We start from the raw sequence: 12,843 nt of genomic DNA, 5'->3' as shown, positions 1-12,843 counted from the left end.
CCACCATCGCGAAGGGGATGACCGGCGCCGGCGCCTGCCGCCGCGTCGGGGGTCGACGGCGGAATCGGCTGGCTCCGGCCAGGTGGCACAGCAAGCAGCAGCGGCGACCTAGGATGTCAACCACCCACTCTGGGCTGCCTGTAGTGCAGGGGAGCCGGGGTGAGTTGTGAGATGGGGGACTGGGCGGGACCCAGGACTGCGACGGGGGATGATCTGCTCATGCGCGTCCGACGAGAGGTCCGTTGGGTCTTGTGGGGACTGTGGCTTGCGTGTCTGGTGTTCTCCATTTGGTTCTTCGCGACGGTGATCACGCTCTTCCTGCAAGCCGAGTCCTGGTGACGCAGCGGCGCGCTGAACTCCGCACGGAAGTCCAGAACCTGCCGGCAGTTCCCGCACATGTCGACAGATGAGGCAGTCCGCTGCCGGGGGCCAGGGGTGCCGGATGGGCCGACTTGTGGAGGGGACTGTGAGCAACGGGGCGACAACCACTGCACCACTGACGGTTCCGTCATCGAGATCAAGATCGACCGGATCAATGAGTGGGACACCAAGCACTGTGTCCGCCCCGGCATCACTCAACTCGGTACCACGTCGCAGATCCGCAACGCTTGGTACACCGGCAAGCTCTGCTGAGTGCTTGGTCTCACTCCTGACCTGGCGAACTCCTGCCACATCGGGTATGTCCGGGCGTTCACCATGTCGAGGCTCCCAGGTTGCGACCCCGTGTGACTGTTCGGTGGTGAGTCGGAGACAGTTGATGAGGCTGGTGGCGATGGTGATGAAGGCGAGGATTCACCGCCGCAGGCACTCGTCGCTATCACCCGCATCTGCCATGCCCCGGGATACACTGCTCCGCTCCACCCTGACTGGAGGTCATCTGAGTGTTTCCCGCACGGGTACTTGCCGGCGCTCCGTTGGCTCTGGTGATTCTCGCCGTGTCCGGCTGCTCTTCCCACTGGGGCTGCACCGACACGACTGCGGAGCGGAGTGAGGCCGGTGTCAGGGTGCAGGTCGAGGACACGTCCCGGCGGCCTCTCGGCGTCACCGCCGAGGTCGTTGACTGGCGCCTTGAGCCCCACCCGCAGGTGCCCTCCGAAGGTGACCAGGTCCACTTCCACTACCGCTTCGACGGCGCCGACGAGGCATCCGGCCCCGCAGTGGACGCCTGCGCGGTCGATAAGGAACGCGTGGCGATGGGGTGCCAGACGGTCTATTCGTCCCAGGCGTTCGGGCCGGACGGTGACCTCACGGGCGACGCCTGGCTCGCCGTCGAGCACCCTGAGCAGGCTGCCGGAGTGCTATTGATCCCCAATGACCAGTCCTCCGACGGACGAACCTGCGAGCAGGACATCAAGGACGGTGGCGGCCCGCATCCTCCGGAACCAGCCAGCATGGGGGACCAACTGTAAGCCGGCATACAGTTGGTGAGCCTGCGGTGGCATATGAGGGTCGCGGCCGACCGTACGCAGATAGATCGCCGCGGCGACGGTGCGGGGGGTTGATGTTCCCAGTGACCTGTAGCCAGCCGAGATCGTGTTCGCCGACGCGTTCCGCCAGGCGGGCATCGTGGAGGCAGGGCGCGCAGGGTCGTTGAGGATCATTGAAAATCCCCACCCCTGCTTCGTCATGGGGCGATCCGCTCAGCTTCGTTCCCCACGCCGGTGCCGCCTCCCTTCCGTACGCCAAGGTTCGGAGCCATCCGATGGCGGGCTGCCTTCAAGATTTGGCCGATCTGTCGATGCACGTGCGAACTTGCTCGGGTGCTGAAGGGATGAACATGCCCCAGGGATGGCGTGTCGCAGCCGGGGGCGAAGCGGGTGCGGGCAATGCTTCGGCCAAACGGCCGTTGGCCAGTGAAACTTCCACGAGGGTGCGGCGGATGCTTGTTCTCGGACGCTCACAGGTAGAAGCCCTACTCGACTTGGACGCGCTGATCGACGCCTTGAGCTTGGCCATGGCCGACCTCAGCGCGAACCGCGCCTCAGCGCCTGACCGCGTCGCCGCGCTGGTGCCCGAACGTGACGGGTTCCTGGCGGCCATGCCCGGCTACGTGCCGTCGTCCAGTGCCCTCATGAGCAAGTTGGTTTCCCTCTTCCCGCGCAACGCGGGGACGCGCCTGCCAACCCACCAGGCGGTCATCGTCATGTTTGATCCGGCGACCGGCGAGCCAACCGCGCTGCTGGACGGTACGGCCATCACCGCGGCGCGGACCGGTGCCTGCTCTGCGCTGTCGGCGCGACTACTGGCGCGCGAGGACGCGACGGTGCTGGCGGTCCTGGGCACGGGGGTACAGGCTCGGTCTCACGCCCGTGCAATGTGCCGGGTGCGTCCGATCCGGCAGATTCGGGTCGCCGGCCGGGATCTGGCCAAGGCGGCCGCGCTGGCCGATGACCTGTCGTCCGTGGTGGATGCCGAGGTTCGGGTCGCGTCCACTTACGCCGAGGCGCTCGACGGGGCGGACATCGCCGCCGCGACGACCCATTCCCCCGAGCCCGTGATCCGTCGTCCTTGGCTGGCACCCGGGGTGCACATCACGTCCGTGGGTTACAACCCGGCTGGACGCGAGGTAGACGACGCCACGGTCGCGGAGGCGCTGGTGTGCGTGGAATCACGGCAGGCCGCGCTGGCCCCATTTCCCTCAGGTAGCAACGACTTGCTGGTGCCGATCCGCGACGGCGTCATCACGGCGGATCACGTGCACGCCGAGCTGGGCGAACTCATCCTCGGCAGCAAACCAGGGCGCACCTCGCCGAACCAGATCACCCTGTACAAGGGAGTCGGCGTGGCTGTACAGGACGCCGCGGCCGCGGGCCTGGTCGTCACCATGGCCTACGAGCAGTCGGTCGGTGAGCGGATCACGCTGCGGTGACAGCGGTGTCCGGCCCAACGAGCGCGGCTGCGGTGCATTGTTGAGCTAGTGCCGCATCAGGCAACATTTTCATGATGTTCGTCGCCACGGTCCGCTGTGCGCTGTTCGACCAGCGTCTGGTGCGCGCCGGCTATCCCCCTTCGTGCCTCGCGCTCGCGAAATGCGCCGCGCTCTTTCTGGTTGCGGCCGTGATTGCCGCCTATACCACCGCGTGGATGCGCCTGTTCTGGCGTCCCGAGCAGCCCTTGGTGCTTGCCGCGGGAATGTTCACAGGCGCTCTGGTCTACGGCGGCATCGGCATCGTGCTGGCGGCTGTGGTGCGCAGCGAGCTGGCCGGCATGTTCCTCGCCATCATGATCAGCTCCATCGATCTGGTGCTGCAGAACCCGCTGGTCAACCCGGGGGCGGACAGTGCGGTGGTGCGCTTCCTGCCGGCCTACGGGGCGGTGCAGACGTCGGTGGCCGCGAGTGGCTTGCAGGTGGCTCCGGCCAACTGCCTGTTGCTGGGCGCGGGTTGGGCGGTCGGCGTGGCGGCACTGGGCATGGCCGCCTTCGCCGCCCGCACTCGCACCCACCACCCGCGCACGGTCCAGGCAACGCCGACAGGCGCTGAGCAGGCAGCACCGGTGCCGTGCCCGATCTGGCCGACCTGCGCGAGCACGTGGCCGCACACCTTCCGGGCCTGCCCTGCCTGACGCATGTCTTGAGCGTTGACGGACCGGCGGCACGGTGGGTGCCGGCCGTCCCGGACCTGGCCCGCCACGTCTGTGCCCAGAAGGTGGGCAGCGAGCCAGCAGCTCTTGAGGGAGCAGTACGGCTCCTGCTGCGAGAGCCATGGCCCCGAGGGGGCCCCGGCCCGCACAATCCGGCGACCGTGGTGCGCGAGGCCGACGCGGTGGCCCGGTTCGCGCCGACCGAACATGAGCTCGCCGTCACCACGGCCGCCCGGCTCAAGGGACTTGGGCCTCGCCACCGCAGACGTCCGTCTCGCTTGACCTCTTGCGCGTCACTCCGGCAGCCAGTGCAGCTCGTGCGCCAGGGTTTTGGCGACGGCACGGATGCGGCGGTGCAGTGGCGACTGCTCGCGTGGGAGGACCAGATGGAGCGTCAGGCTGGGCGCGCCCCGCAGCGGTCGCCAGGTGAGACCGGCCGGTGATGCCGTGACGGCGGCTTCTCCGGCCGGGGCGAGGGTGACCCCGTCGCGCAGGTCGCGCTGAGACATGTCGAAAGAGACTGCGGGCGTGTGGAATCGGGGGTGTGGTCGGGTGTCTCGGAACAGTGCGGACAGCTGGTCGTGGATCACGGGGTTGGCCGCACGGTCCGGGAGTCGCAGCGGATACGCGGCCGCGTCGGCGATCTCGATCTCCGGGTGTTCGGCCAGCGGATGGTGCTGCGCCAGCTGGACCCCGGTGCGCACACGCCGCAGCAGGAACCGGCGCACGCCACGGCCCGGCTGTTCACCGCGGGTGATCCCCGCATCGATGCGGCCGTCGGCGACGGCGGGGGAGATCTCCGGTGTCGCCATCGGGACCGCGCGGACCTCGAGTCCGGGACTGCTGCGAATCAGCCTGTCCACCAGGGCCGGTGCCGTCTCGGCCCCGGCACTGAGGCTGTATCCGATGCGCAGCGTGCCCAGTTCACCGGCCGCCGCGCTTCGGGCGGTGTCCCATGCCCGGTCCAGCGCCGCCAGCGCGGGCGGCGCGGACTCCGCCAAGGCCGCACCGGCCGTGGTCAGTACGACGCTACGCGTGTTGCGGACCAGCAGGGCCGTACCGAGTTCCGTTTCCAATCGGCGAACCCGGGTGCTGAGTGCGGGCTGTGCGATTCCGATTCGGGCGGCCGCGCGGGTGAAGTTCAACTCCTGTGCCAGCACCAGGAAGTACCGCAGGCTGACCGTATCCGGTGCCATGTGCCCTCCGTGGCGATTGATAACGATCCGTTCTGAGTCTATCCCGTACCGGTCTTTCCCTCGACCCCACGTCGAGCCCTAACCTGCGCATATGGCGATTCAACTGACCGCGGTCCTGGTCATCGCACTCAGGCAGCCCGCCGACCCTGATCTGGACGGAGTTCGTCATGCATAAGTTGGTGGTCCTGTATTCCGAGCCCGCCGATCCTGACCACTTCCGCGACTACTACGTGACCAACCACCTTCCACTGGTCATGAATTGGCCCGGCCTGCTTGCGTGGCGTTACAGCTTCGAGGTGGCGGCGACCAAGGGAGAAGCGCCGTTCGCGGTCTTCGAAGGCGACTTCGCCGACGCCGCCGCCATGGCCGCGGCGCGGGCGTCGCCGCAAGGCCGGCGAGTGGCCGCCGATGTTGCCAACTACGCCACCGGCGGTGCGGTCATCATCCACTATCCGGTGCAGGACGGCACCGGCTGAGGCAGGCCGGTACGTTCCGGGACGCCTTCGGTCGGCCGTTGCGGCCAGGTCCGGCTATCGGCGGACGCCGTTCGCGGTTGCCGGTTCGTTGAGCGTCAGAGGTGGGCCGATGTCCTGGCCGGATGTCACGGTGGTTGATGCGTGCGTGCGGCGCGACGGCCGGGGTGGCAGTCCCACGGCCGTCACTGACGACGACCGGGCGGCGACGGATGCGGACCGGCGTGCGGTCGCTGCTGCGGCCGGCACCTCGCACGCGGCGTTCCTCGGCCCGGGGCGTACGCCGGGCGGTGGCTGGCCGGTCCGGTTCTTCACCGCTTCCGTCGAACTGTCCGGCTGTGGCCATGGCACCGTGGCCGCGCAGGCCGTCCGGTTGGCCCGTACCGCGCTGGGCGAGCTGAATGATCGCCAACACACCGGCGGGCGTACGTTCGGCACCGTTGCGATCCGCCGCCCGGCCGGTATCGAGGTGTGGTTCGACCAGGGCTTCGTTGCGCTGCGTCACCCGGCACCGGACGAGCGGGCCGCGATCGTTGCCGCGCTGGGGCTCACTGCGGACGACCCGCATCCGAGTGACGCGCCACGGATCGCCGCGCCCGGCGCACCCCGCATGCTGGTGCCGGTCCACGACCGGTCGGCGCTGCTCCGGGTTCACCCACACCCCGGCAGGCTGGCAGTGGCGTGTCAGCGGTACGGGCTCCTCGGCTGTTTCGTGTACGTACCGCCGGTGGGCGACCGACCGGGTGCGGCGCGGATGTTCGCGCCGGCGATCGGTGTCGACGAGGACGTCGCCAACGCCAACAGCACCGGCTGCCTGGCCGCCCACCTGCTCGACACGACAGGGGCGCAGACGGTAGCGATCGAGGTGGAGCAGGGTGACAGCCTCGGTCGACCGGCCAGCGTGCTCGCTTCGGCCCGACGCGGGCCGGCGGGTATCACGACCCGGGTCGGCGGGTTAGCGGTGGTCCGGGACGGACACTGAGGCGACGACTACATGTTGCGGGGCAGAAGGTTGCTGACGCTGCCGTGAGGTTTCAGGTCGTCGGGTCCCAGAGTCCTTCGGCCTTGCCGCGGGCTAGGTGGTCGGCGTAGACGCCGACCTTCCAGGTGATGACGGACCGGCACTCCTCCAGTGCCTGGATCTGTGCGTCGACGCGCCGCCGGTGGGCTTCGAGAAGCTGCAGGCGTTCCGCCTCGTTTCCCGGACCGTGCCGCACCAGCTCGGCGAACTGCTTGAGGTCGGCCAGAGGCATTCCGGATTCCCGTAGCTTGACGCAGATCAGCAGCCAGTCGACGTCGAGTGCGCTGTACCGTCGCCGGCCTCCGGAGGTTCGCTGGACCGGTCCGACGAGCAGTCCCTCGCGCTCGTAGAAGCGCAGCGCGTGGACGCTGAGTCCGGTCTGCTCGGCCACGTCGCCGATGCTCAGTGGTGTTGCAGGAGTCTCGGTGCTAGCCATGCGTCGCAGTCTAGGACTTGATCTAGACCTCGCTCTAGATCGTAGCTTCGAGGCATGACCAGCATTGATCAGCAGCCGCTCGGCTCGCCCTTCTTCCCCACCAGCACTGCCCAGGACGTCACCGCGGGCCTCGATCTGTCCGGCACGAACGCCGTGGTGACCGGGGGCTACTCCGGGCTCGGCCTGGAAACCACTCGTACCCTCGCGGCCGCCGGTGCCCGCGTCATCGTTCCGGCGCGCCGGCCTGACATCGCGCGGGCCGCACTCGCGCATGTGAAGGGCTGCGAGGTCGTCCCCATGGACCTGACCGACCTCGCCAGCGTACGGGCCGCCGCCGCACACATCCGCGACTCCCTGGCCAGGCTCGACCTGCTCATGGCCGTCGCCGGAGTCATGGCCACTCCCGAACGGCGCGTGGGACCCGGCTGGGAGGGCCAGCTCACCGCCAACCACTTCGGGCACTTCGCCCTCGCCTGCGAGCTCTACCCGCTCCTGGCCGCCGCCGACGGTGCACGCGTCGTGGTCAACAGCTCCGCCGGCCACACCCTGACCGACATCCGCTGGCACGACCCGCACTTCCGCACCGGCTACGACAAGTGGCTGGCCTACGGCCAGGCCAAGACCGCCAACGCCCTCTTCGCCGTACACCTCGACACGCTCGGGCGCGGCGACGGCGTCCGGGCCTTCTCACTTCATCCAGGCAAGATCATCACCGGGCTGCAGCGGGAAATGGCACTCCAAGAACAGGTCGACCGCGGGTGGGTGGACGAGCACGGCAACGTGATCGCCACCGACTTCAAGACCCCCTCCCAGGGCGCCGCCACCGGCCTGTGGGCCGCCACCTCCCCTCTCCTCGCCGACTGCGGCGGCCTCTACCTGGAGGACTGTGACATCGCCGGCAGCTCCGCCCCCGATGCGTCCATGGACGACGGCGGCGTCCGCGCCTACGCCGTCGACCCCGATGCAGCCGCACGGCTGTGGGACCTGTCCATCGCCGCGACCGGCACCGCCCCGATCACCCGATGACGTCGCCGCACCGCAACGCACCAACGCACCAACGCACCAACGCGCCACTGACCATCGAACGCCGGCGTCGCCTCGTCGAACGCTGCAGCGCCCGCCCGATCGCGCACGTCGCCGCCGAGATGGGCATCTCTCGGGCGTGCGCCTCGAAGTGGGTCAACCGGTGGCGCCGTCATGGTGACCTCGGTCTGCTCGACCGTCCGTCGACCCCACACCACATCTCGCTTGCGACCCCGGCATGGGGCATCGAGAAGATCGAATCCTGGCGACGCCAGAAGAAGTGGTCCGCGCAGCGGATCACCCACGAGCTGGCCGAGCTTGGCTTCACGGTCAACCGCCGCACCGTCACACGGCATCTGACCGGCTGGGACTCGGACGCCGCCGGTTCCTCGATCCGTGCGGAGCCAGCAGCCGGATGCCAGTCAAGATCACTGCCCGCTGGGCCGGCCACATGGTGCACCTGGACGTGAAGAAGTGCGGACGGATTCCCCACGGTGGCGGCTGGCGTATCCACGGTCGCGACTCCAAACAGGCCAAGGCAGCAGGCCGCGCAAAGTCAGCGGGCGCGAAGCGTGGCTACATATACCTCCACTCCGCCATCGACGGCTTCTCCCGGCTCCGCCTACACCGAGCCGCTCGCTGACGAGAAGGGCGCCACGCCAGCCGCTTTTCTGGCCCGGGCGAAGGTCTGGTTCGCCGCCCACGGCATCGACCACCTCCAGCGCGTCGTCACCGACAACGGCGCCTGCTACCGCTCGCGCGACTTCGCCCGCATCATCGGCAACCGAACCCGGCACCAGAAGGCCAAGCCCTACACGCCCCGCCACAACGGGAAGGTGGAACGCCACCAACGGATCATGGCCGAAGAGATCCTCTACGCCCGTGAGTTCACCAGCGAAGAAGACCGCGCCGCCACCCTCAGCAACTGAAACACTCACTACAACTACCACCGCCCGCACAGCGGAACGGGCAGCCTGCCGCCCGCAGCACGCCTCAAGAACGGCGTTACCAACGTTCGGCCCTTCTACAACTGGACCGTCCTTTTCTGCGATCCGTGCAGGGGGGTTGGGGTTGTCCGTTGCGGTCAGGCGTTGGCGCCCGGTGGCGGGTGTCAGCGGGGCGCGGTGTCGTGGGCGCGGCTGAGTGTTCATCGGGAGACGCGTGGCTTGGCGACGACGGCGGTTCGGGTTTGTCCGGCGCCGGGCAGGATGCGGGCGTCGGTGGTCTGTTCGGAGGTCGGGGCGCGAGGACGGCCGCGCCGACGCGGCCTCGGGTGGCGTCGAGGCCTTCGCGGGTGGCCTTGGACGATCTGTTGACGTTGGAACTTGGCGATGGTGGCGAACACGGAACCGAACCGCCCCGGCCCGTAAGCGTCGACATCACCCCAGTCGGACACGCCCGCCTCGGCTACGCACGCGCCTCGACGGCCCGGCAGTCCCTGGACGCGCAGCTGGACTCGCTCGCCGGGGCCGGAGTCACCCGGGTCTCCTCGGAGAAGACCTCCACCCGCGCCACCATGCGCCACGAGCGCCTTTGCTTGCTGCTGCAGCGAGGCCACAACGTCGCTGCCCTTCGCCACCGCCCGTCACCAGCACTGGATGGTCACCTGTCCGACTCGACTTCGTCCCCGCCGGCGCGTTGGGAGGCTTTCGGCCTCAGAGAAGCTCTTTGCCGTCAACCACCGGCAACCGGGCTACCGCACCGCGTAGTTCGAGCTACACAGGAAAGCAGGGATGTTCATTCCTGACGGGAGGACTGGCCGGGTGTTACTGACGATCAACGTGGCGGTTCTGCTAGCGGTCATCATCGTCGTGCGCCTGATGCGGCGCACAGAGGCCCGAAGCCGGTCGGACGAGAAGATGACCGTGGTCATCGTGCTGATATTCGGTGTGCTGATTGCCCCGACGGCCTTCGGTCAGGGAATCCTGAACGTCGTGGGCCAACTCGCGGAGGGCCTCGCGCAGTCGGGGAGCCCATGAGATCCATCTGGCGAAATCCAGTACGGGGCAGGACGCGCTTCCACCCTCACTGCACGCAAACGCCCAGCCCGCTTGGTAACAACCCCTGCGCGCTATCACGCCGTTGGCTGTAGCTGAAAACACACCGTGCCGCGCAGATGCGCAAGGGACGCGCCCGGACCGAACCACACGCCCCTTGTTCAGACATGGTCGTGCACGCAACGGTGCCGAGGACAAAAGCAACGGCGTCCGTTGCCTCCCCCTTTTCGACGTCGGCGCAGTCGATGGTCACTCCGGCCCAACGGTTCGACATGTTGTCAGCTCTCCTTTGCCATGGCGTGGGTGGTTGTCGGTCCCCGGCGGAACCGATCCTCGGATGGACAAGTTCACCGCGCGGCGCGACGCCGTCGGATTCCGCACCTCGGTGATCCACCAGCACACCCACAACCAGATGCATCCGGGACTCTCGGCACGTCGTTGCCCTCGATGTGGCGAGGCGGTTGTCGCGGATCTCCGTCGACCGGGAGCAGGCACGTGCAAGGTTGGGATCGATGGACAAGGAGGCGTGGTCTTGGCGGAGTTGCTCGATCTGACAGACGTGCTGGGTGAGGGCGGATGCGTGACGCTGGTCCGGCGGGGGCTCATCGAGGTGATGTCCGCAATGGGCGTGGAAGGGGTGCGGGAGGTGCGGTGGGTTGAGGTTGCGGACCGCTTGGGAGAGCTGCCACGAGCGGAGTTGAGGGATCTTCCCGTAATGATGCTGGCCAGGTCGCTGCCCTCTGGCTGGACGGTGGTGGTGGAGGTGGACGGCTGGACGGGGTGGGTGGGTGCCCAGCGGGACGTACTGGAGAGGCTGTCCGAGGGAGGTGGGGCGGCAGCTTCGCTGTGGCGCAGTCCCAACAACGAAGAGGTGCTTTACGCCGAGGACGGGGAAATCCTGGGCGGGTTCGACCCGACGACAGGACACCGTTGGGGGGCACATCAGGACAAGTTCGGCCCTGTTGCCGAGGCCCTGGGGTTCTCCCTGTCTGGTGTCGAGGATCAGGGCGAGGACCTGCTGCCTTTGAGTGTGGGACAGCGCTGTGCGTGCGCCTTGGAGGCCCTGACAGGCGTGCGGTTGACGCGGGCGATGTTCGATGACCCCTGGCAGGGCGGCTTGCGGCGGGTGTGAGGGAGTGGGCCGAAGGACCGCCTTGACGCCTCCGTCGCCTTCCGGTGCCTGGCTAGTCTGCCGGAGTTGATGTGTATTGACGTGCACCTGGCGGTGCATAGACGGGGAGGCAGAAGCGTGAAACCACTTCGCAGACGATTAGGCCGCACGGCGACAGCGTTGGCCACAGGCACACTGCTCGCCGTACTGCCCCTCGCGGGCCCGACCGCCGCCGCGGACGGCCCATCAAGTCCCGCAACTCCGACCGCCACCGCCGACTTCGGCAAAGAACGCGACATCAAGGTCTATCTGAACGGCGAGAAGCTCGACGCCCTTCGCGCCGAAGGTCGCAAACAGGAGGCGGCAGCACGCGCCGCCGGCCGCACCGGACCGCAATCGGCACGCGATGTCACCGCCGGGCAGGCTCCTCGCCGGTCGTCGGCTGCGGATGCCGAACCCCCGTCCTCCCGGGTCGAGTCGGTGGAGGACTACTTCGGCGCCGCTGAATCGAGGGCCCGCCAATCGGCCGCGGAGCACGGCGCCGAAAACCAGGGCGCTCAGAATGTGCTCGCTCTCGAACCGCCTCCGGCTATCGGGGAAACGCCCGACCAGTCCGCGGTGGACAAGTGCTTCGCTGACGGCGCGGCCGACAACGAGTTCGGACACGTCTACAACCGCTTCACCTACTGCAAGCGGTTCCCCACGAAAGCGGACTACTACGAAATCCGTCCGAACCGCCCGCCGAAGAAGGTGGGAACGACCTCCTTCACCTACGAGATGTTCGCTCTCGGCGACTCCCAGGACCGTAGGATCAGGCTCTTCGCCCGCGTCCAGGAAGACTCTGTCGACTACGACTGGGGCTGGTGGGACAACATCTGGCTGGCTCCCAACATCCGACTGGGTCTGATCGGGCAGTGCGGTGAAGCGTTCGAGATCTGCAGCGGCACCCGTGGGGCGGCAACCATGCCCTACGCGGTCTGGGACAACAGCACCAACTGGTTCTACTGGGACGTCTACAACCGCGAGGCTCCCGGAGTCGGCCGCGACAAGATCTCCTTCAACCAGTTCTTCCTCGAGTGGAACAGTCCCGACCCGCCGTACACCACCATCCAGACCGGTCGCAGCGCAGGACGGTTGATGCGGTGCGACTCCGGCGACTACTTCACCAAATTCCCGAACACGACCTATCCCAAGGCGTGCATCTTCGCCGAGGTGACCCCCCGCCTGACCTACGACTCCGCCATTGCGGACGTGGACGAGGTCGCCAACCACATACGGATCGCTCAGGACACGCCCAATGCGACCTGGCCCAAACTCGTCCCTGAAGGCCAACCGCAGCCCAGGGACAAGAAGATCCCGGGCAAGTACCTTCCGAGCGACCCCAATGCGGCCGGTCTGCACCGGATCACCGAGAAGCACGAACCCGGCTGGTACAAGTGGAACCGGGACCATGTGCGGGGCGCGTGCTACAAGGAGGGCCCCGAGAAGGACCTGTACCTGGACACCGGACTGCCCAACCCGCCCATCTCCGGCCTCGAGCAATGCGACGAATACCCGTTCGCCTCGACGTTGGAAGGCGCCGCCCACCCCGACTGGGACTTCTCGGTCAAGGCAGTCACCATCGACGACAACCGGATCGCGGGAAGTCAGCTGCAGGACTACTACGTCTACGACCGTGTCTTGTCCTGGGACCCGACACTGCCCGAGCAGATCAAGAACGACCGCTTCTTCGTAGAAATCAAGTAGCCCTCCCGCGCCAGATGGCGCACAGGGCATGCACGAGGTCGAGGGACCCGCGACAGCTGGATGGTCGCGGGTCCCTCTGGGCGTAGGGCGGCCCGCACGGCAGGCCGTGTGAGGGGGAGTGGCGATTGTCGCAGAACGGGAGCAGCGGGCCGCGGGGGCACAACAACCCCCCGCCCCAGGTCTAACCCAGCGACCCGCCCCGTGATGCCCCCACCCCGGCCCCGACGGGAAGAAACCTCCCACAAAAAACAAACCAAA

General features: G+C 67.8%; 12 protein-coding genes and 1 pseudogene. 11 read left to right on the top strand and 2 right to left on the bottom strand.

The genetic code is table 11. The features are described from left to right. Positions 1 to 396 precede the first annotated feature (396 nt). From ACFVYF_RS28620 to ACFVYF_RS28605, 4 genes are all read left to right on the top strand, one after another. Positions 397 to 633, top strand: a complete 237-nt coding sequence (locus tag ACFVYF_RS28620) for a DUF6355 family natural product biosynthesis protein (protein WP_389459928.1) — start codon at positions 397 to 399, stop codon at positions 631 to 633. Positions 634 to 881: 248 nt separating this feature from the next. Further along, positions 882 to 1,409 (top strand): hypothetical protein, encoded by a 528-nt coding sequence (locus ACFVYF_RS28615; RefSeq protein WP_389459927.1) that lies wholly within the window; start codon positions 882 to 884, stop codon positions 1,407 to 1,409. Between the two features lie 470 nt (positions 1,410 to 1,879). Beyond that, positions 1,880 to 2,869 carry an ornithine cyclodeaminase family protein gene (locus tag ACFVYF_RS28610; RefSeq protein ID WP_389459925.1) on the top strand — a complete coding sequence of 330 codons (990 nt, stop codon included), beginning with the start codon at positions 1,880 to 1,882 and terminating at the stop codon, positions 2,867 to 2,869. A 71-nt stretch (positions 2,870 to 2,940) separates the two neighbouring features. Then, complete coding sequence (locus ACFVYF_RS28605) at positions 2,941 to 3,564, top strand: hypothetical protein (protein ID WP_389459924.1); 624 nt, start codon at positions 2,941 to 2,943, stop codon at positions 3,562 to 3,564. Positions 3,565 to 3,875: 311 nt separating this feature from the next. Here the strand turns inward: ACFVYF_RS28605 and ACFVYF_RS28600 are convergent, their stop codons facing one another. Then, positions 3,876 to 4,778: a LysR family transcriptional regulator gene (locus ACFVYF_RS28600; RefSeq protein WP_389459923.1), complete on the bottom strand. Its 903-nt coding sequence runs from the start codon at positions 4,776 to 4,778 to the stop codon at positions 3,876 to 3,878. A gap of 167 nt (positions 4,779 to 4,945) precedes the next feature. Between ACFVYF_RS28600 and ACFVYF_RS28595 the strand changes: the two genes are divergently transcribed. Continuing rightward, positions 4,946 to 5,254 (top strand): EthD family reductase, encoded by a 309-nt coding sequence (locus ACFVYF_RS28595; RefSeq protein ID WP_389459921.1) that lies wholly within the window; start codon positions 4,946 to 4,948, stop codon positions 5,252 to 5,254. Further along, the gene (locus tag ACFVYF_RS28590) at positions 5,187 to 6,233 is read left to right on the top strand and encodes a PhzF family phenazine biosynthesis protein (protein ID WP_389459919.1); all 1,047 of its coding nucleotides are present in this window, start codon (positions 5,187 to 5,189) and stop codon (positions 6,231 to 6,233) included. The genes ACFVYF_RS28595 and ACFVYF_RS28590 overlap by 68 nt, the downstream gene beginning before the upstream one ends. Positions 6,234 to 6,285: 52 nt before the next feature. On the opposite strand, the gene ACFVYF_RS28585 is transcribed toward ACFVYF_RS28590, so the two are convergent. Further along, entirely contained in the window at positions 6,286 to 6,708 is a 423-nt protein-coding gene (locus ACFVYF_RS28585; RefSeq protein ID WP_383273640.1) for a MerR family transcriptional regulator, read from the bottom strand. Positions 6,709 to 6,762: 54 nt separating this feature from the next. On the opposite strand from ACFVYF_RS28585, the gene ACFVYF_RS28580 reads away from it, so the two are divergent. From ACFVYF_RS28580 to ACFVYF_RS28560, 5 genes and pseudogenes are all read left to right on the top strand, one after another. After that, positions 6,763 to 7,734 carry an SDR family NAD(P)-dependent oxidoreductase gene (locus ACFVYF_RS28580; protein ID WP_389459917.1) on the top strand — a complete coding sequence of 324 codons (972 nt, stop codon included), beginning with the start codon at positions 6,763 to 6,765 and terminating at the stop codon, positions 7,732 to 7,734. Then, positions 7,731 to 8,762, top strand: a pseudogene (locus tag ACFVYF_RS28575) (IS481 family transposase); the annotation flags it as partial. The gene ACFVYF_RS28580 and the pseudogene ACFVYF_RS28575, both read left to right, overlap by 4 nt. A gap of 732 nt (positions 8,763 to 9,494) precedes the next feature. After that, positions 9,495 to 9,710: a hypothetical protein gene (locus tag ACFVYF_RS28570; protein WP_389459916.1), complete on the top strand. Its 216-nt coding sequence runs from the start codon at positions 9,495 to 9,497 to the stop codon at positions 9,708 to 9,710. A 550-nt stretch (positions 9,711 to 10,260) separates the two neighbouring features. Continuing rightward, positions 10,261 to 10,860, top strand: coding sequence for a DUF6461 domain-containing protein (locus ACFVYF_RS28565; protein ID WP_389459914.1), 600 nt, complete (start codon positions 10,261 to 10,263; stop codon positions 10,858 to 10,860). Positions 10,861 to 11,019: 159 nt separating this feature from the next. Beyond that, positions 11,020 to 12,585 (top strand): hypothetical protein, encoded by a 1,566-nt coding sequence (locus tag ACFVYF_RS28560; protein ID WP_389459912.1) that lies wholly within the window; start codon positions 11,020 to 11,022, stop codon positions 12,583 to 12,585. The last annotated feature ends 258 nt before the right edge of the window (positions 12,586 to 12,843 follow it).

Origin of the sequence: Streptomyces sp. NPDC058274 (assembly GCF_042881375.1) — a bacterium.
In the GTDB taxonomy this organism is placed as follows: domain Bacteria; phylum Actinomycetota; class Actinomycetes; order Streptomycetales; family Streptomycetaceae; genus Streptomyces.
This window is presented reverse-complemented; position numbering and strand designations above follow the sequence as displayed.